The following is a 17789-nucleotide window of genomic DNA, read 5'->3' on the forward strand; positions in this document are numbered from 1 at the left end:
GTGCGACGACCCCGTGATCGACAGCCGGTGAGGCCGGGCAGCTCACCCCTCCGGCCGCGGGTCACCGCGCTCCGGCTCCTGCACCCGCCGTCCGGTCAGGGCAGCTGCCGTGCCAGGTCCTCGATCGGGGCCGACCAGGCCGCCGGTGTCGTCCACACGAAGCTGTGCGCGCCGGGCACCGCGCGGAACCGGCCGTCGGGCGCCAGGTCGGCGAGCTCGCGTGCCCACTCCTCGGTGCACAGCCGGTCCTGGTCCCCCCGCAGCACGAGCACCGGCACCTGCACCTGCGGGACGACGTCCTCGAGAGCGTCGGCGAGGTGCGCCGATAGGGCGTGCCGGACCCGGCGCAGGCCGGCACGCTGCCGTTCGGAGGTGTGCTGGGCGTCGAGGCTCGGCGGTTCCAGCGCGTGGTTGCGCCGCCAGGCCAGCAGCACCCGGCGCAGGCTGCGGAAGCGCGGGTCGACGGTCGGGCTGGCCAGGACGAGCGCCCGCACGTCCCGGGGACGGCGGACCGCGACCCGCGCCGCCACCTGCGTGCCGCTGGAGTGCCCGGCGAGCACGATGCCGCCGAGCCCGCCGGCGTCGAGCCACTGCACCACGGCGTCGGTGAACTGGGCGACGTCCAGCGGGTGCGGCGGCTCCCCGCTGCCGGAGAAGCCGGGCAGCTCGACCAGGTGGGCGCGCGTCCAGCTGCCGAGCTCGCACAGCGCCGGCTGCAGGTAGTCGGCCACGGCCAGCCCGGGGACGACGACCACCTCGGGAACGCCGTCGCGCGGCGTCCCCACCGTGCGGCTGCGCAGGACGCCCCAGCTGGTGGGGCGGTGCGCGAGCTCGACGTCGGGCGGGCCGTGCGGACCCCCGCCGGGGTCGAGAGCCATGGCGCGACCGTAGCCAACGGCGTCCGCTGCGGCGGGACGGCGTTGCTGGTTGACTCCGGCCAGACGGTGAGCCGAGCCGTCCGGGTCGGCCCGGGAGGGGTGCGCCATGGCGACGACGGTCGCGGGGATGTCGAAGCAGCAGCTGGCGAGGGCGCTGGGCGCCACGGGGGCGGCCTTCGGGCTCACCAGCATCGTCGCGCCGAGGGCGGTCGCCACGGGCTACGGCGTCCCGGTCACCCCGGCGGGGCTGCAGCTGCAGCGGCTGTTCGGCAGCCGGGCGCTGGCGATCTCGGTCCTGGCGCTGAGCGCGAAGACCGAGGAGGAGACGAACCGCGGGCTGGCCGTGCTGGCCGGGGCGAACGCGATCGACGCACTGACCGCCCTGGCGGCGGCTGCCCAGGCCGGCCGGCCGACCACGCTGCGGGCGGTCGTCAGCTCGGTGGCCTACGGCGCGGCCGCGCTGGCGGTCCGGTCGATGAAGGGCTGACGCCGCAGTCACCACGGCGCACCGGTTCTCCGGACGGCGGGTGCTCAGCCGACCAGGAAGGCCGTGGCCTGCGGGCCGTCGCCGTCCACGCACGACCCGGTGGCGACGAGACCGGCGTCCGCACCGAACGGGGCGACGTCGCCCAGCACCGCGGCCCCGGCGCACAGCGACACTGCAGACACCCGCTCGCCGCTGGCCAGGTCCACGGTGACCAGCTCGGCGGGGTAGGAGAGGTCGGCCTGCGGCACCCACGCGGAGCCGCCGTCGGGCGAGACGACGACCTCGAGCGCGGAGTCGCCGACGCCGTCCAGCTCGATCGAGTCGGTGACCGCACCGTCCGCCACGGTGACCAGCCGCCCGAGCTCGCGCCCGTCGCTGACGTGCAGGGTGGCGACGACGGTGCCGTCGGCGGTCACGTCGAGGCCGGCCGGTGTGCCCACCGGGGCGTCGGGCGCGAGGTCGACCGGCTCGCCGACCGGCCGCAGGTCGCCGTCGTAGGCCGTGAGCACAGCGCGCCCGTCCTCGGTCTCGACCAGCGCGGCGACCCCGCCGTCCGGCCGGGTCGCGAGTGCGGGGACCGTCCCGCCGGGGACGACGGGGGCGGTCATCGTGACCACCCCGGCGGCCACGTCGACGGCGAGCAGCTGGGCGGGGGCGGGGGCGGGGAGGGAGAGCGCGGCGTAGAGGGTGCGCCCGTCGGGGGAGAGCGCGGTGGCCGCGCGGTCGGGGCGCAGCCCGAGTGCGGTGACGGTGGCCTGCCCGTCGCGCGGGACGGTGAGCAGCTGGTACCCGGCGGTCGGGTTCGTGTGGGCCACGAGGAACGAGCCGTCGGGGAGGACGGAGAGCGCGGCGTCGTCCCCGACGTCGGGGAGCTCGAGCAGGGCAGTGGCCGTCGGGCCCTCCTCGCCGGGCGCGACCTCGACCAGCCAGGCACGCGTGCCGCCGTCCCCCAGCAGCGCGACCGGGCCGTCGCCGGGCACGGCGGCGAGGTCGAGCAGCCGGGCGTCGCCGCCGACGGCCGCGTCGAGGTCGACGGTGCCGAGCAGGGCGGGGGCGCCGTCGCCGCCGGTGCGCGGAGACGGACCCGCGTCCCCCTCCCCGGTGCAGGCGGCAGCCGTCAGGACGACGGCGAGGGCCGCGGCGGTGCGGCGGACGCGGGGCATGACGGCTCCGGGGTGGGCAGACGCCGAGCGTCCGCCGGGCCGGACGGCGCGGCAACTCGGGCGGTGGCGGTGGGCCGTTCGGGCGCGCCGGACCCGTGGGGCTGGTCACGGGCTGGGACTGGTGGGACGAGAGGTCCCCGTTCCGCCGTCCCCCTGCCGATAGCGCAGGGGAGACGACGGATCGATCTCTACCCCCGTCGTCGGGGAGTGGCTCCATGTCGGCAGTGCTGAGACGACTCGGGGACGGCCTGGCGGTGCTGGGCGGTGCGCGCCCGGACGTGCTCGAGGCGGCGCCCGGTGCGCGGCCGCGGTTCGTGGCGCTGGGCGGCGTGCTGCTGAGCACCGGTGGGCTCGCCGTCGTGTCGATGGCGTTCGCCGTGGCGATGGCGCTGGGCGTGTGGTGGCCGCTGGCGCTGCTCGTCGGCCTGGGCTGGGGCGCGGTCGTGGTCAACCTCGACCGGATGCTGCTGGTCGGGATGGCGCACGACGCCTCGCTCAAGCGCAACCTCGTGCTGGCCGTGCCGCGGGTGGGCCTGGCGCTGATCCTGGGCGCGGTCATCGCGACGCCGCTGACCCTGCAGGTGTTCTCGTCGGAGATCGACACCGAGGTCAAGGCGATGCAGGCCGAGGCCGCCGACGCCTACCGGGAGACGCTGGAGACCGACGCGCGGTTCGCCGGGCTGGACCGGCTGCGCGAGGAGGTGGCGCTGGGCGAGTCGATCGTGGCCACCGGGGGTGCCGCGGACCCGCAGCTCGCGGCGGTGCAGGGCGACGCGACCGCGGCCCAGCAGGCCTACGACGCGGCGCTGGCCACCCAGCGGGAGCTGGAGGCCAGGGCGCAGTGCGAGCTGGACGGCACCTGCGGCACCGGGGACGCCGGCACGGGGCAGGCGTACGTCGAGGCCCGGGCGGCCGCGGACGCGCAGGCCTCCGTGGTCGCGTCGGCGCGGTCGTCGCTGGACGCTGCTCTCGCAGCCGCGTCGGCGGCGGAGGGGCGCAGCGCGGGGCTGGCGTCCGCGTCGCTGGAGACCGACCGGGCGGAGCTGGCGCGGCTGACCGCCGAGCAGACCCGGCTGCAGACGGTGTTCGACGCGACCAACGAGGACGCCGACGGGATCCTGGCGCGGCTGGAGGCCCTCGACCGGTTGGGCGACCGCAACGCCACCCTGGCCGCCGCGCAGGTGATGCTGTCGCTGCTGTTCATGAGCATCGAGATCCTCCCGGTGCTCATGAAGCTGCTGCTCAACTTCGGCCCGCCGTCGGCCTACGACAAGCTCGCGGCGCTGCGGGACTCCGGTGACGTGGAGATCGAGGAGCTGCAGAAGGAGTCGCGGCTGACGGTGGCCGTGGCGCGCGAGGAGATGCTGGTGATGGCCGAGCAGGAGCGGATCGACCGGCAGAAGCAGGCGATCATCGCCCGGCGGGAGGCCGCCGAGGCGGCTGCGGCGGCCGAGCGGGCGGCCGCTGTCCGCGCGGCGGAGCGGGCTGCTGCGGCGGCCGGAGCGCCGGCTGCCTCCGCGGGAGAGCCGCTGCGGCCGTGGGACACCGGCCCGATGCGGCTGGCCCGCACCGTGCTCGGCGCCCGCCGGCGGCCGACCGACCGGGTCCCGACGCCGGTCTGATCCGCAGTCCCGACGACGGTGCCCCGGCCTCCACGGAGAGGCCGGGGCACCGTCGTGCGGGGCACCGGGACGCGCGTCTCGACGGCGCAGCGAGCGGGACGTCAGCCCGCGGGTTGCCGGCCCTCCGACGCGGCCGGCGGGCCGGTCGACGCGGCGCCGTCCCCCTGCCGTCCGTCGACTCGGACACTCTCCGGCCCCCAGGGTCACCCGCGGTGAGTCGTGCTCTGCCCACCGTGGTGGGCAGAGCACGACTCGTTACGGAGGGGTCCGACCGGCGCTCACCGGACGCCGCTGGAGCGGAGGGCGGGCAGGCGGTGATCCAGCTCGGCCGCCAGCTCGGCGACGACCTCCGCGGCCGGCCGGACGTCGGTCACCGAGCCGACGGCGGCCCCGGCGTACATGGCCATCGCGTCGAGGTGGCCCTCGGCGCCGGCCAGGGGCGGCAGGCCGGACCCCCGCGGTACGGGGACGCGCGCACGACCCATCACCGCCGTCCCGACCACGTCGTCCGCCAGCTCGCGGACCCTCTCCACCGCACTCTGCAGCACCCGGGCCCGTGGGCTGGTGGCGCAGAGGGGGCAGTCGGCGAAGGCGTCGGTGATGACGGTGCAGTCCCCGGCGGCGTCGACGACGGCCTGCTTGTACGCCGGGTGCGCGCCGGACTCGACGGTCGCGAGGAACCGGGTGCCGATGCGGGCGCCGGCTGCTCCGGCCGCCACCACCTCGGCGAGGGACCGCCCGTCGGCGATGCCGCCGGCCGCGAGCACGGGGACGTCGACCGCGTCGAGCACCTCGGGGAGGAGGCGGCGCAGCGGCGTGGCGCCCCGGACGTGACCACCGGCCTCGACCCCCTAGACGGTGACGACGTCGCAGCCGGCGTCCTCCGCGGCGCGCGCCTCCGCGACCGAGCCGACCTGCCACCCCACGAGCGCTCCGGACCGGTGGACGAGGTCCACGAACCGCGGCGACGGGTCGAACCAGAAGAAGTCGACGAGCCGCACCCGCTCGGCGACGTCGACGACGACCTGCTCGCCGACGTCCGGGCTGACGACGTTGGCCGACAGCACGCCGGACGTGCGTCGGCCCATCTCGTTCAGGCGGCGGACGAGCACCTCCGGGGGGAGGCCGAGCGCGGTGACCGTGCCGACGCCGCCGGCAGCGGCGACCGCCACGGCGAGGTCCGGTGAGGAGATCGTCCCCATCGGGGCCTGCTGGATCGGCACGGAGCAGCCGACCAGCTCGGTGAAGCGGGTCCTCACGGCCGGCCTCCTCCCGGGGGCTGTGGCGGATCGACGGTCCCGCCGGGGAGAGGCGCCGTCAAGGCGTCGGTGTCCTCCCGGCCGGGACCGCGCGGACGGCGCCTCGCTCAAGCGGAGCGGGTGAGCGGCCGATACTCGTCGTACGCCCGTCCTAACCTGCAGTGCGGACCGAGGGGAGGGGGCGCGGTGAGCACAGCCGTCTGGGCCTTCATCGGGGTGGTGGTCGGCGGGCTGCTGACGGTCGCGGCGCAGGCCACCGCCGAGTCCCTCAAGGCCCGTGCCGCGGCGCGGGCGCGGCAGGAGCAGCGCGAGCGCGCGTCGCAGGAGTTCCAGCGCGAGACCCTGATCGAGCTGCAGGCCGCCATGGCCGACTACCGGGCGGCGCTGACCCGCGACCGGAGCCAGATCCTGCCCTCGCGCGCCACGGACGTGGAGCTCTCGGCCGCCCGGTCGAGGTACCAGATGCTGGTGCACCGCGTGTCGTCGTCCGCCGCCCGCGAGGCCGCGCTGGCGTGGGAGGAGGCCGCGCTGCCCTGGTTCCAGGGCGACGACTCCGGCACCGCAGCGGCGGAGGCCGACGCGTGGGAGACGGCGATGCGGGTCACCGGCGAGGCCGTCCGGGCCACGGACTGAGTGCCGTCAGGCGGTCTGCAGGCGCTCCGCGACGCCGTGGTCCCGCGCGGCCTCGAGGAGGTACTGGCCGAACTCCCGGCTGACGTGCTCGGCGCGGAGCAGCGCGGCGCCACCGTCGACCAGCACGCGGGTGACGAGCTCGTCGGCGAAGGACGGCGTCCCGGCGACCATGCGGCGGAAGTCCACCACGATGGTGGCGCCGCCCATGCGGTCGGCGAGGCCGTCGACCAGGGCACGGGCGCGCTCGCGGCCGCCGCTCAGCTGCGGGACCTCGATCGGTGGGAGGACAGCAGGCACGGTCATCGACCTCCTCACAGGCTCAGGCGCACGTGGGCGAGCGTACCGGGGTAGGACGCCGGCAGATCCGACAGTTCGGGTTCCGGGAGACCGCGGCGGAAGGTGCCGCTGGCCGCTCCGCTGATCAGCGTCACGCTCCCGCGGTGCTCACCGGTGATGCCGATGACCCGGCTGATCCCGCGCCCGCGGCCCGGGCGCCCGATCGAGGTCACGTTCACCTGCGCGGCGCGCACGATCGCCGTCCGGTCGTCGGGCACGGGGATCGCCGCGGACAGCCGCTCGCGCAGCCCGATGCCGCTGTCACCGACGGCGAACGAGATGTCCCCCCTGTTGTCGTACCGCTGCAGCGCCACGTACCCGTGCGACCGGGTGCTGTGCTCCAGCACGTTCCGGGCCATCTCGTCGAGCGCCGCGTACAGCGGCTGGATGAGCTCGGGGTGGTCGTCGACGTAGGTCTGCACGAGGGCGGCGGCGACGGTGTCCAGCCCGGCCTCGCCGTCGAAGCGGCGCAGCTCGACGAGGCGGTGGCCGAGCCGGCGCTCCCGCACCTGGGGCAGGTCGTGCACCACGTCGAGCACGGCGAGCTGTTCCCCGAGCCGCATCCGGGTGAGGTAGTTGGCGACGTCGCCGCCCTCGGGCTTGCGGAACCGGACGGGACGGCGCTGGAGCCTCGCCCGCTCGGCGATGACGGCGAGGCTCACCAGACCGGCCGGGTCGATGAACTTGAGCCCGGTCAGGTCGATCTCGACCGCCCCGGTGCCGGTGGGGCGCAGGTGTCCGCCGATCTCGTCGTACGTCAGCACGCCGTTCGTGCACAGCGTGATGTCGACGCAATCGGTCCTGGTCATCTCCGTTACATCATCGACGAGGGTCTGACAGTCGGCTGAGTGACGGCGCGGTCCTCGTGCGTCACCGGGTCGCCCCGCCGCTCCCCGTCAGGACCGGGTGCCCGCGTCCCGTGAGGCGTCGTAGCCGGGCAGCCACCGCCGGAGCTCGCCGTCGACCGCGACGGTGGCGTCCAGCGAGCAGAGGACGCCGGCCAGCCCGGCGGCCACGCGCTGGAGCAGCAGGTGGCGCGGCGGGATGGTCAGCCGGCGCTGGGTGCGGGCGGCAGAGCTGAACGGGTCGGAGGCGAGCCGGGTCTGCTCCTGCACCCAGGCCCGGGTGAACCGGAACGTCGGGCCGCGCAGCGGCTGCAGGTAGGGGTCGAGCAGCGCCAGCAGGGCACCCTCGCCGACCTGGTCCGGCCGCAGCAGTCCGGCAGAGGCGGCGATGCGGTGCAGGCCCGCGGCGTCGCCGTCCCGGCCGGCGGCGAGCAGCGGTCCGAGCCGGGCCGGCCAGCCGTGCGGCAGGGCCTCGGTCGCGCCGAAGTCGAGGACGGCGAGCCGGCCGTCGGGCAGCAGCCGGAAGTTGCCCGGGTGCGGGTCGCCGTGCAATCGGCGGGCGCGCACGGGCGCGGAGGCGAGCAGGCGGACCAGCAGCCGGCCGGCGCGGTCCCGGTCGTCCCGGTCGCCGTCGGCGATGACCCGGGACAGCGGTGTCCCCTCGACCCAGCGGGTGACCAGGACCCGGCCCTCGACGGCCAGCACGTCGGGGACGGCGATGTCCGGGTCGTCGCGGTAGGCGTCGGCGAACGCCGTCTGGGCTTCGGCCTCCCGGACGTAGTCGACCTCCTCGACGAGCCGGGCGCGGAGCTCGGCGAGCAGCTGCCGGGCGTCGAGGCCGGGCATGGCCGCCTGCATGACCGGCGTCAGCGTCTGCAGCACTCCCAGGTCGGCGACGAGCGCCTCCCCGGCGCCCGGGTACTGCACTTTCACGGCCACCGGGGTGCCGTCGGACCAGGTGGCGCGGTGCACCTGCCCCACGCTGGCCGCCGCGACGGGCCGGTCGTCGAGATCCCGGAACAGCCGCCGCCAGTCGGGTCCGAACGCGGCGGCGAGCTGCTGGTGCACCAGCGCGGCCGGCATGGCCGGCGCCGCCTCCTGCAGCCGGACCAGAGCCTCGCGGTAGGGGCCGACCAGCTGCTCGGGCAGCGCGGCCTCCATGGCCGACATCGCCTGGCCGACCTTCATGGCGCCGCCCTTCAGCTGCCCGAGGACGGCGAACAGCTGCTCGGCGGTGCGCTGCTGCACCTGCGCGGCGACCGCCTCCGCGGGGCGGCCGCCGAGGCGCTTGCCGATCCCGAGGGCGGTGCGCCCGGCGTAGGCGGCCGGCAGCGCGGCGAGCCGCGCCGTCCGGGCCAGGCGGCTCCGGGGCGGCCCACCGTCCTCGGAGGTCACCCGGCGGACCGTAGCGCCGACCGGGGCGGTCGTCGGTGGCCGTCTCGCTCCCGCCCCTCTCCGACGGGTCCCGGATCGGCCGTGCCCGACCGGGTCAGGACTGCGTGTCGAGGACCTGCAGACCCTCCCGCTGCCAGGCCGCCAGCAGGTCCCGGTCACCGGCCAGTGCGACGGTCGTCCCGCTGGTGACCCGCAGAGCTGCAGCGCAGTGCACGGCGTCGTGGCCGCGGAGGGCGTGGTCGCGCGCCAGAGCCCCTGCCGCGCGGACGAGGCCGTCGTCCACGTCGAGGACGTCCACCTGCGCCCAGACGGACTCGAGTCCGGCGAGTGCCCTGTCGTGCGCGTCGGCCGTCAAGCGGCCGAGCCGGGACGCGCGGGCGAGCGCCGCGGAGACCTCGGCGAAGGTCATCCGGACGGTCGCCACGGTCTCGGCCTGGAGGAAGACCCGGAGGGCGATGTCGGTCCCGGGCTCCTCGACGAGCAGCGGCACCACGGCCGACGCGTCGAAGTAGGCGATCACATGCGCTGCTCGGCGACCAGGTCGCTGACCGGCCCCGAGGCCTCGACGGGCCGGGGCGCCGAGCGCCTGCGCTGGCGGGCCGGCTGGACGAGCCCCTCGGCGATCAGCCGCTCCAACGGGCTGGGCTCGTCGACCGGGACGATCCGGGCGACCGGGCGGCCGTGGTCGGTGACGGTGATGGTGCGCCCGGCGCGCACCTCGGCCAGGTACCGGCTCAGCCCGTCGCGCAGCTCCCGGATGCCCACCGACTCCACTCCGACCTCCCGTGGTGGCCACATCACCATGCGCCATGGTAGCCACATTGCGCAGTCCACCGCCTCGCCGTGCTCGCCGTCGGGCCCGGTGCCGGCCACCGTTCCGTTCCGAGGCGGCCACCGGTGGACGTCAGCGACGCCGCAACGGGGAGCGACCGGACGGGTGGACCGCATGACGGGGACGGCCGCTCCGGCGTGTCGCCCGACACCGGCACGATCGGGCGCCGGGACGGCGGGATCTCGGGTACAGATGCGGGTGGAAGCGAGGCCGTCGTCCGTCGGGCCCTGGGTGCGAGCAGAGCGCACGGGATGAGGAGTACGGAGCATGTACCGTCCGAGCTGGGTCCCTGCCGAGGTCGACCTGAGCCGCCCGAGCGCGGCACGGGTGTACGACTACTACCTCGGGGGGTCGCACAACCTGGAGGTCGACCGGCGGATGGCGCGGGAGGCCATCTCCCTGTGGCCGGACCTCCCCGTGATCATGCAGGCCAACCGGGCGTTCCTCCGCCGGGCGGTCCGCCACCTGGCGGAGCGGGGCACCACCCAGTTCCTGGACATCGGATCCGGCATCCCCACCGTGGGCAACGTGCACGAGGCCGCCCAGCAGGTGCACCCGGGGACCCGGGTCGTGTACGTCGACAGCGACCCGGTGGCGGTGGCCCACAGCCGGGCGATCCTCGCCGATGACGAGCACACCGCCGTGGTGCACGCCGACCTCCGCGCGCCGGAGACCATCCTGGAGGACCCGGTGGTCCGGGCGACGCTCGACCTGGACCGGCCGGTCGCGGTGCTGGTGGTGGCCGTCCTGCACTTCGTGAGCGACGAGGACGACCCCTTCGGGGCGGTGGCCCGGATCCGGGACCGGCTGGCACCGGGCAGCCACCTCGTCCTGTCGCACGCCAGCGCCGACGGGCGTCCCGAGGCGGCCGCCTCGCACCGCGAGCTCTACAGCCGCACCCCGACGCCGATGACGATGCGCAGCCGCGAGGAGATCGAGCGGTTCTTCGACGGCTTCGACCTCCTCGACCCGGGCCTGGTGTGGTTGCCGCTCTGGCGGCCGGACGACCGTGAGGCGGCGGCCCGGCACCCGGAGCGGACCACCGGCTTCGCCGGGGTCGGCCGCCGCACGTGAGCACGGCGGTGACGGGCTCCCGGGACGACGGGGACCGGGCCGGTGCCGCCGTCCCCCCGGACCCGGTCGAGGCCCTCGCCGCGCGGTGGGCCGACGCCGTCGCCGGGACCAGCTACGTGCCCCTGCAGCCGGACGAGCTGGAGGAGCTCCTGCGGGGCCTGCTGCACCGTCTCCACGCCGCGCTCGACGAGCCGCCGGTCCGCCAGGGGCCCGCCGGCAGGCAGGTGGGGGCCGCCCTGGTCGACGCCCACTTCACCAACCCGCAGTCGCTGTCCCAGACCCTGTGCGTGCTCCTGGACGGCGGGCCGGGCGGCGCGGCGCCGTCCCGCGAGGGCGCCCCTCCCGACCACCGGTGGCACGCCCTCGTGGCGGCGGTCGCCGAGGGCTTCAGCGCGGCGTTGCAGGACCGGGCGCTGCGGGAGGAGGAGGCGATCCTCGGCGCGGCCGCGGCGGCCCGGGAGCAGGCGCGGGAGGCGCTGCACGTCAGCCAGGAGCGCTTCCGCGCGGTCTTCGAGGGCGCCACGATCGGGATCGGGATCGGCGACCTGGAGGGCCGGATCCTGGACGTCAACCCGGCCCTGGTGCGGCTGCTGGGTCACCCGGTCGAGGACTTCCGCCGCCGGTCCGTGCAGGAGTTCATGCACCCCGCCGACGTCGAGCACGTGTGGCGGCTCTACGGGGAGCTGATCCGCGGGGAACGGGACCACTTCCGGCTGGAGAAGCAGTTCCTCAAGTCCGACGGCGAGTCGGTGTGGACCGACCTCACGGTCTCGCTGCTGCGAGACGGGGACGGCCGGCCCCGCTACCAGCTGGCGCTGATCCACGACGTCACGGCGCTGCGCCACCTGCGCCGCCGGCTCGAGTTCGAGGCCCAGCACGACGCGCTGACCGGGCTGCCCAACCGGAGGACGTTCCTCGCCCACCTGGACGCCGTCTTCGACCAGGCGTCGCCGGGTGCCCGGGCGGGACTGTGCTACCTCGACCTCGACGGTTTCAAGGCGGTCAACGACACGCTGGGGCACGAGGTCGGCGACCAGCTGCTCGTCGCGGTCGCCCAGCGGCTGGTGTCCGTGGTGCGCGACCGCGGGCTGTCGGTCGCCCGGCTCGGCGGGGACGAGTTCGTCGTCCTCGTCCCGGGGACGTCGGGCAGCGCGCAGCTGGTCGCGCTCGCCGAGGAGGTCCTGGCCGCGGTGGCGCAGCCGGTGCAGCTCGGCGGTCGCCGGGTCGAGATCACCGCCAGCGTCGGTGTGGTGGAGCGGTCGATCGCCGACATCGACCCGGCGGAGCTGCTGCGGGCCGCCGACATGACGCTCTACTGGGCCAAGGCGGACGGCAGGAGCCAGTGGGCGCTGTTCGAGCCGGAGCGCGACGCCCGGGAGATCACCCGGTACCGGCTCTCCTCCGCGCTGCCCGCGGCGCTGGCGGGGGAGCACCTGCTGGTCCACTACCAGCCCCTGCGGCGGCTGGCCGACGGCCGGCTGCACGGCGTGGAGGCGCTGGTCCGCTGGGAGCACCCGCGCATGGGGCTCCTCGGCCCCGAGAGCTTCGTCGGCCTGGCGGAGGAGTCGGGGATGATCGTCCCCCTCGGCCGGCACGTGCTCCGCGCCGCCTGCCGGCAGGCGTTCTCCTGGTTCGGAGCCGAGGCAAGCGGCCCGTTCGTCAGCGTCAACCTCGCCAGCCGGCAGCTCCGCGACGAGCACCTGGTCGACGACGTCCGTGCCGCGCTCGCCGACAGCGGGCTGCACCCGCAGCAGCTCCAGCTCGAGATCACCGAGAGCGCGGTCCTCGGCACCGACCCGCTCACCGGTCACACCCTCGACGCGCTCGCCGGGATGGGCGTTCGCCTGGCCATCGACGACTTCGGTACCGGCTACTCCAACCTCGCCCACCTGCGGCGGCTGCCGCTCGACGAGCTCAAGCTCGACGGCTCCTTCCTCCGCGGGCTGCGCTCCGACGACGCGGTCGACCCCGTCGACGTCCAGCTCGTCGGATCGATCGTCTCGCTGGCCCACCTGCTCGGCCTCACGGTCACCGCGGAGGGCGTGGAGACGCCGGCCCAGGTCGCCATCCTGCGGGAGCTGGACTGCGACGCCGGTCAGGGCACGCACCTCGGTCGTCCTGCCGATCCGGCCGACCTCGGCAGGCTCCTCGACCCGGTCTGAGCGGGGTCAGTGGACGGCGCGCTCCTGCCCGGCCCAGTAGGGCTTCCGCAGCTCGCGCTTGAGCACCTTGCCGGCCGCGGAGACCGGCAGCGCGTCGACTACGTCCACCGACCGCGGCACCTTGTAGCCGGCGATCCGGTCGGCGCAGAAGGCGCGCAGCTCCTCGAGGGTCACGGCGGCGCCGGCCGCCGGGACGACGACGGCGTGCACGCGCTCGCCCCAGGTGTCGTCGGGGACGCCGATGACCGCGCAGGTGGCCACGGCCGGGTGCTGGGCGAGGACGCTCTCCACCTCGACCGAGTACACGTTCTCGCCGCCGGAGATGATCATGTCCTTGAGGCGGTCGGTGAGGTAGACGTAGCCCTCGTCGTCCATCCAGCCGGCGTCGCCGGTGTGCATCCAGCCGCCGCGCAGCGCCTCGGCGGTCTCCTCCGGCCGGTTCCAGTAGCCGAGCATCACGTGACCGCCGCGGACGACGACCTCCCCGACCTCGCGGCGGGGGAGCTCGACGTCGTCCGGGCCGACGACGCGCAGCTCGGTGTGCGGAGCGGCGCGGCCGACGGAGCGCCGGTGCCTCGGGTCCTCGTGGTCGTCCGGCCGGAGGACGGTGGCCGCGGGGGCGAGCTCGGTCATGCCGTACACCTGCAGAAAGCGCGCGTTGGGCAGCGCCTTCACCGTCCGGCCGAGCAGGGCGTCGGACATGGGGGAGGCCCCGTACATCACCTTCCGGACGCTGGTGAGGTCGAACTCGTCGACCCGCGGGGAGTCGACGACCAGCTGGATCATCGTGGGGACCAGCAGCACGTCGGTCACGCCGTGCTCCTGGACGGCGCTCAGGACGGCGACCGGGTCGAACACCGGGATCATCACCTGCCGGCCGCCGACCACGCCGTTGCCGACCCAGCCGGAGAAGGCGGCGGCGTGGAACATCGGCGCGGCGTGCAGGAGCACGCGGTCGGCTGGGGCGTGGTCGGTGGCGAACACGCCCATGGCCGACGTCAGCAGGTTGTCGTGGCTGAGCATGACGCCCTTGGACCGGCCGGTGGTGCCGCCGGTGTAGAAGACGCCGGCCAGCTGGTCGCCGCCGCGGCGGACGTCCTCGACCGGCTCGTGCGTCCCGATGAGCTGCTCGAAGGCGAGCATGCCGTCGGGCGTCGGCCCGTCACCGCCGTGGACGACGTGCCGGAGCCACGGGTGGCCGGCCCTGATGCCCTCGACGCACCCGGCGAAGAGGTCGTCGACGACGAGGACCCGGGCGTCGACCTCGGCGAGCGAGTCGGCGATCTCGGGGACGCTCCACCGGATGTTGACCGGGACGACGACGCCGCCGGCCCACAGCGTCGCGGCGAGGAACTCGTGGTAGCGGTCGGAGTTCAGGGACAGGATGGCCGCCCGCTCGCCGTCCCGGATCCCGAGCTGCCGGAGCCCGGCGGCGAGCCGGGCGATCCGGTCGACCGACTCGCCGTGGGTGCGGGTGCGGCTGGCGCAGACGGTGGCGATCTCGTCCGGGCGTTGCTGGACGTGGCGGTGCAGCCCCTGGGTGAGGTGCACGGCGGCCTCCCGATCCGGTGGGTCCGGATCGTGGCTCCCGGGACGGGCGCGTCGCCAGGGGCGGACGGCTCTGCGCCCGGCCGCCCCTGGCGGGCGCGGGTCAGCTGCCGGACGCCACCCGCTCGGCCGTACGGGCGGACTCGATGAACGACCGGACGACGGGGTAGATCTCGGCCTCCCAGCGGGAGCCGCTGAAGACGCCGTAGTGGCCCACCCCGTTCTGCAGGTGGTGGCCCTTGCGCTCCTCCGGGATCCCGGTGCACAGCCGGTGGGCGGCCTCGGTCTGGCCGGGGGAGCAGATGTCGTCGTTCGCGCCCTCGACGGTGAGCAGCGCGGTGTTGCGGATGGCGCCGGGGTCGACGCGCTGTCCGCGCCAGGTGAAGCGCCCGAGCGGGAGCTCGTGCTGCTGGAAGACGCGGCCGACCGTCTCCAGGTAGAACTCGGCCGGGACGTCCATGACCGCGCCGTACTCGTCGTAGAAGGCGCGGGTGGTGGCGGCCGCGGCGGCGTTGCCGGTGACCAGGTCGCGGTACATCCGCGCGTGCGCGGTGAGGTGCCGCTTGGGGTTCATCGACATGAAGGCGGTCAGCTGCACGACGCCGGGGTAGACCCGCCGTCCGGCTCCCGGGTACCGGCTGGGCACGGTGTCGACGACGCGGCGCTCGAACCAGGACAGCGGCTTGTCGGCGGCGGACTTGTTGACCCGGTTGGGGTTGACCCGGGTGTCGATCGGGCCGGCCATGAGCGTGACGCTGGCCGGCTGGGCGGGGTCGTCCTGCGCCGCGAGCAGCGCGACGGCGGCGAGCACCGGGACGGCGGGCTGGCACACGGCCACGACGTGGGTGTCGGGGCCGAGGTGGCGCAGCGCCTGCATGACGTGCTCGATGTACTCGTCGAGCCCGAAGGGCCCGTGTGCCGCGGGGATGTCGCGGGCGTTGTGCCAGTCGATGACGTAGACGTCGTGGTCGGCCAGCAGGGTCTTGATCGTCGGCCGGATGAGCGTCGTGAAGTGGCCGGACATGGGGCCGACGACGAGCACGCGGGGCTGGCCGACGACCGACGGCTTGGCGAAGTGCAGCAGGGTGCCGAAGGGCGTCGTCAGCGCGGGGCGCTCGAAGACGTCGGCGTCGCGGCCGTCGACCTGCACGGTCGGGATGCCGAACGCCGGGCGGTCGTGCGTGGGGCGCGCCTTGGCGACGATGTCGCAGAGGGCGCGCACGTGGCGGACGGCGGGCGTGCGGGCCCAGGGGGCGGGTAGGGCCTGCAGTGCCCGAGCGGTCAGCTCGGACGCCGTGAGGACGGGCGCCGTGGCTCGACGGTTGATCTCGTAAGCGGTGTAGAGCATCGGCCTGCCTGTCGCGGAGTCGGAGCGTTAACGGTGACTTAGGTCACTGGCGAGTAACTTAAACGCGACGGCGGGATGACGGCGCAACTACCCCCGTGTCGGTGACATCGCGGGCGGGGTCGGCGGCACCGGCGTCCCGGGGGTCACAGCGGCCACTCCGGTCGCGGCGGTGTCGTCGACGGAGTCGGCGCTCGACGCTGCTGCGGCCGGGATCTGATCGCCTCGCAGGAGCGCCCCGGCGACCACGGTCGCCGGGGCGCTCTGCTCTCTGCAGGCTGCTACACGGCCTCGGGCACGTGCAGGTGGGCGAGCACGAGGTCCATCTCGGCGATGTCCACGATCTTGGCGCCCATGGCCTGCGCGAACTGGTTGCGGAGCGACCTGGCGTGCTTGCGCACCAGCCCCGCGGCGTCGCGGTTCTCGAAGCTGGTGACGCTGACTGTCCGGCCGAGGCGCCGGTCGACCAGCATGCTGACGCTGCAGAAGCCGGGCAGCTCCTGGAGCTTGGGCAGCAGGTTGTGCCGGTAGGCCTCGAGCAGGTCGTCGAGGTGGTTCGGCGCGATGCGGGCCCAGGTGACCTGCGCGCCGGCGCCGTCCCCGGCCGGGCGCTCCCGGTGGAGAACCGCGATCTCCCACTCCTGGACGTCGGCGTGCTCGCCGCCGAGGGTGTGCAGGAGGCGGTGCTGGACGGTGCGGTCCTCGTGGGCGGTGGCGCGCATGGCCTGCTCGTCGACCCAGGAGGTCGCGACGATGCAGCGGCCGCTCTCGCGGTCGGCGAGCAGCGACAGGCCGACGCAGCCGTCGGCCTGCTTGACCGCCGGCATCACCTCGTCGCGTACGTAGGCGATGCCGGCATCGAGGTTGCTGAGGTTGCCGCGGATGCTGGTGGATCGGGCGTACATGCCACCTCCGTTCGGGCGGCGCCCCGGCGGCATCGCCTTGCGGGTCAGCTTCTCGGCCCCGAACCCGCGAGGCAACGGCTGGCGTAGCCCTACGGCGTTGCCGCGAAGCGGCTGTCCTCGATGTCGGCAATCACCGGCACGTGGTCGCTGCGCTTTGATGCGATCCAGGTGTCGAAGTCCCCGACGTCGACCTTGGCGCCGTCCGCGCACGCTGCCGGTAGCCAGATGTGGTCGATGTGGAAGCCACGCACCTCGCCCTGATGGCGCCGGTAGTACGTCGCCTCTACGGGCGGCTCGCCCTGCTCGAGGCCGCGGGCAGCTCGGTAGACATCCACCAGGCCCAGGCGCTCAAGGCGGCGCGCGACCTCGTCGTACTGCTTCTGGCTCTTCTCGATGGGTGAGTTGAAGTCGCCAGCCAAGACGAACGGTCCCCCGTCGGACGCCTCGTCCATCCAGTTGACGGCTCGGTCGATCTCCTCCTCGTAGCTCCGCGAGCCGGGGAACTTGGCTGTGTACAGAGCCACGAGCGTGAACGACATGGGGCCGTTGACGCGTACGGGCAGCGTCCAGTGAGGCGCCGCATCCGCGGCTGCATGCGGCGTCACTGCCCATGGCTCGCAGGCAACAACGACGAGCTCCTTCCCGCCGCCGCCCTGAACCGGCCGACTGAGGCCGGTCACTCCTCGTCCGTCGGGAGTCGGCCAGGAGGCCGGCGTCTTGGCTTCACACAACACGGCGACATCGACGCCGACGTCCAACAGGTGTGGGAGCTTGGTGTCGAGCTTCCCAAGGCAGTTCCAGGTGGCGAGCTTCACTCCGGCATGAGAACAGATGGATGGGTCAGTTCGACGTACGCACCTGATTTTGCAGATTGTGTCGCCGAGCACGAGCTGCCCCTGTTGACGCTTTGGCGCCCGCTTGAATGTGGTAGGGATATGGCTCTGCCCCGAAGAAGCATGGGCCCTGGCGGACCGGTCAGTTCACGAGGTGCTCGAGGAGCCCTTGGGTCTCAGGATCGGTGGAGTAGTTGCCGGAGCTGTGGGCGAGCAGCGCCGTGTCGTCGTCGGGACCGCCCGCGAGGTGGGTGACCCAACTGGAGCGGTCAAGGTCGTCTCGTGGTGGTGCCGATGGCGAGGTCGGCGGTGATGGGCCGCGCGGGGCGGTCGTCGGCTGAGGAGGCGGCGTAGACGGTGCGGCCGTCGGGGGAGAGGGCGACGGAGCCGGCGGCCGGACCGAACGGGGTGGTGCCCGTGCCGGAATTACCTCGAGCTCGCCGGTGGCCTCGCTCGTGTGCCGAGCGAGCAA

The 17789-nt window shown here is 74.8% G+C and carries 17 protein-coding genes and 1 pseudogene; 5 read left to right on the top strand and 13 right to left on the bottom strand.

Annotated features, from left to right (window positions below; genetic code table 11):
* Nucleotides 1–95 precede the first annotated feature (95 nt).
* Nucleotides 96–878, bottom strand: coding sequence for an alpha/beta fold hydrolase (locus tag BMW27_RS08365; protein ID WP_091443067.1), 783 nt, complete (start codon nucleotides 876–878; stop codon nucleotides 96–98).
* 106 nt (nucleotides 879–984) lie between these two features.
* Here BMW27_RS08365 and BMW27_RS08370 point away from each other — a divergent pair, with 106 nt between their 5' ends.
* Nucleotides 985–1365, top strand: a complete 381-nt coding sequence (locus BMW27_RS08370; protein ID WP_139206855.1) for a hypothetical protein — start codon at nucleotides 985–987, stop codon at nucleotides 1363–1365.
* 44 nt (nucleotides 1366–1409) lie between these two features.
* Here the strand turns inward: BMW27_RS08370 and BMW27_RS08375 are convergent, their stop codons facing one another.
* Nucleotides 1410–2528 (bottom strand): TolB-like translocation protein, encoded by a 1119-nt coding sequence (locus BMW27_RS08375; protein ID WP_091442249.1) that lies wholly within the window; start codon nucleotides 2526–2528, stop codon nucleotides 1410–1412.
* Nucleotides 2529–2743: 215 nt separating this feature from the next.
* Here BMW27_RS08375 and BMW27_RS08380 point away from each other — a divergent pair, with 215 nt between their 5' ends.
* Complete coding sequence (locus BMW27_RS08380) at nucleotides 2744–4150, top strand: DUF4407 domain-containing protein (protein WP_091442253.1); 1407 nt, start codon at nucleotides 2744–2746, stop codon at nucleotides 4148–4150.
* Nucleotides 4151–4428: 278 nt separating this feature from the next.
* Here BMW27_RS08380 and BMW27_RS08385 read toward each other — a convergent pair.
* Together BMW27_RS08385 and BMW27_RS23300 are read right to left on the bottom strand one after the other, a co-directional pair.
* Nucleotides 4429–4989: pseudogene (locus BMW27_RS08385) on the bottom strand (NAD(P)H-dependent flavin oxidoreductase); the annotation flags it as partial.
* A 12-nt stretch (nucleotides 4990–5001) separates the two neighbouring features.
* The gene (locus BMW27_RS23300; RefSeq protein ID WP_091442259.1) at nucleotides 5002–5409 is read right to left on the bottom strand and encodes a nitronate monooxygenase; all 408 of its coding nucleotides are present in this window, start codon (nucleotides 5407–5409) and stop codon (nucleotides 5002–5004) included.
* 186 nt (nucleotides 5410–5595) lie between these two features.
* On the opposite strand from BMW27_RS23300, the gene BMW27_RS23305 reads away from it, so the two are divergent.
* Nucleotides 5596–6042: a hypothetical protein gene (locus tag BMW27_RS23305; RefSeq protein WP_091442262.1), complete on the top strand. Its 447-nt coding sequence runs from the start codon at nucleotides 5596–5598 to the stop codon at nucleotides 6040–6042.
* A 6-nt stretch (nucleotides 6043–6048) separates the two neighbouring features.
* Here the strand turns inward: BMW27_RS23305 and BMW27_RS08400 are convergent, their stop codons facing one another.
* From BMW27_RS08400 to BMW27_RS08420, 5 genes are all read right to left on the bottom strand, one after another.
* A complete protein-coding gene (locus BMW27_RS08400) occupies nucleotides 6049–6345 on the bottom strand; it encodes a Rossmann-fold NAD(P)-binding domain-containing protein (RefSeq protein ID WP_091442265.1) in 297 nt (98 codons plus the stop codon).
* Between the two features lie 8 nt (nucleotides 6346–6353).
* A complete protein-coding gene (locus BMW27_RS08405; RefSeq protein WP_091442269.1) occupies nucleotides 6354–7187 on the bottom strand; it encodes an ATP-binding protein in 834 nt (277 codons plus the stop codon).
* A gap of 87 nt (nucleotides 7188–7274) precedes the next feature.
* Nucleotides 7275–8618 (bottom strand): ABC1 kinase family protein, encoded by a 1344-nt coding sequence (locus tag BMW27_RS08410; RefSeq protein WP_091442272.1) that lies wholly within the window; start codon nucleotides 8616–8618, stop codon nucleotides 7275–7277.
* A gap of 94 nt (nucleotides 8619–8712) precedes the next feature.
* A complete protein-coding gene (locus BMW27_RS08415; protein WP_091442275.1) occupies nucleotides 8713–9138 on the bottom strand; it encodes a type II toxin-antitoxin system VapC family toxin in 426 nt (141 codons plus the stop codon).
* The gene (locus BMW27_RS08420) at nucleotides 9135–9491 is read right to left on the bottom strand and encodes a type II toxin-antitoxin system Phd/YefM family antitoxin (RefSeq protein ID WP_245743386.1); all 357 of its coding nucleotides are present in this window, start codon (nucleotides 9489–9491) and stop codon (nucleotides 9135–9137) included. Before BMW27_RS08420 ends, BMW27_RS08415 begins: the two co-directional genes overlap by 4 nt.
* 226 nt (nucleotides 9492–9717) lie before the next feature.
* Between BMW27_RS08420 and BMW27_RS08425 the strand changes: the two genes are divergently transcribed.
* Together BMW27_RS08425 and BMW27_RS08430 are read left to right on the top strand one after the other, a co-directional pair.
* On the top strand, nucleotides 9718–10524 hold the full coding sequence (locus tag BMW27_RS08425; protein WP_091442281.1) for an SAM-dependent methyltransferase: 807 nt from the start codon (nucleotides 9718–9720) through the stop codon (nucleotides 10522–10524).
* Complete coding sequence (locus tag BMW27_RS08430; protein ID WP_245743388.1) at nucleotides 10521–12686, top strand: putative bifunctional diguanylate cyclase/phosphodiesterase; 2166 nt, start codon at nucleotides 10521–10523, stop codon at nucleotides 12684–12686. The genes BMW27_RS08425 and BMW27_RS08430 overlap by 4 nt, the downstream gene beginning before the upstream one ends.
* A gap of 6 nt (nucleotides 12687–12692) precedes the next feature.
* Here the strand turns inward: BMW27_RS08430 and BMW27_RS08435 are convergent, their stop codons facing one another.
* From BMW27_RS08435 to BMW27_RS22865, 4 genes are all read right to left on the bottom strand, one after another.
* On the bottom strand, nucleotides 12693–14237 hold the full coding sequence (locus BMW27_RS08435; RefSeq protein ID WP_091442283.1) for a long-chain-fatty-acid--CoA ligase: 1545 nt from the start codon (nucleotides 14235–14237) through the stop codon (nucleotides 12693–12695).
* Nucleotides 14238–14337: 100 nt separating this feature from the next.
* The gene (locus BMW27_RS08440; protein WP_091442286.1) at nucleotides 14338–15582 is read right to left on the bottom strand and encodes a polyhydroxyalkanoate depolymerase; all 1245 of its coding nucleotides are present in this window, start codon (nucleotides 15580–15582) and stop codon (nucleotides 14338–14340) included.
* Between the two features lie 278 nt (nucleotides 15583–15860).
* A complete protein-coding gene (locus BMW27_RS08445; protein WP_091442289.1) occupies nucleotides 15861–16484 on the bottom strand; it encodes a hypothetical protein in 624 nt (207 codons plus the stop codon).
* Between the two features lie 89 nt (nucleotides 16485–16573).
* A complete protein-coding gene (locus tag BMW27_RS22865) occupies nucleotides 16574–17299 on the bottom strand; it encodes an endonuclease/exonuclease/phosphatase family protein (RefSeq protein WP_139206857.1) in 726 nt (241 codons plus the stop codon).
* Nucleotides 17300–17789: the final 490 nt, after the last annotated feature.

Source organism: Geodermatophilus poikilotrophus (assembly GCF_900111455.1).
Lineage (GTDB): Bacteria > Actinomycetota > Actinomycetes > Mycobacteriales > Geodermatophilaceae > Geodermatophilus > Geodermatophilus poikilotrophus.

Bases quoted from the DNA above. Each gene is read 5' to 3' on its own strand.
- BMW27_RS08445 (WP_091442289.1), bottom strand. From the start codon at position 16,484: ATGTACGCCCGATCCACCAGCATCCGCGGCAACCTCAGCAACCTCGAT.
- BMW27_RS08425 (WP_091442281.1), top strand. From the start codon at position 9,718: ATGTACCGTCCGAGCTGGGTCCCTGCCGAGGTCGACCTGAGCCGCCCG.
- BMW27_RS08375 (WP_091442249.1), bottom strand. From the start codon at position 2,528: ATGCCCCGCGTCCGCCGCACCGCCGCGGCCCTCGCCGTCGTCCTGACG.
- BMW27_RS08400 (WP_091442265.1), bottom strand. From the start codon at position 6,345: ATGACCGTGCCTGCTGTCCTCCCACCGATCGAGGTCCCGCAGCTGAGC.
- BMW27_RS08405 (WP_091442269.1), bottom strand. From the start codon at position 7,187: ATGACCAGGACCGATTGCGTCGACATCACGCTGTGCACGAACGGCGTG.
- BMW27_RS08440 (WP_091442286.1), bottom strand. From the start codon at position 15,582: ATGCTCTACACCGCTTACGAGATCAACCGTCGAGCCACGGCGCCCGTC.
- BMW27_RS08370 (WP_139206855.1), top strand. From the start codon at position 985: ATGGCGACGACGGTCGCGGGGATGTCGAAGCAGCAGCTGGCGAGGGCG.
- BMW27_RS08380 (WP_091442253.1), top strand. From the start codon at position 2,744: ATGTCGGCAGTGCTGAGACGACTCGGGGACGGCCTGGCGGTGCTGGGC.
- BMW27_RS08365 (WP_091443067.1), bottom strand. From the start codon at position 878: ATGGCTCTCGACCCCGGCGGGGGTCCGCACGGCCCGCCCGACGTCGAG.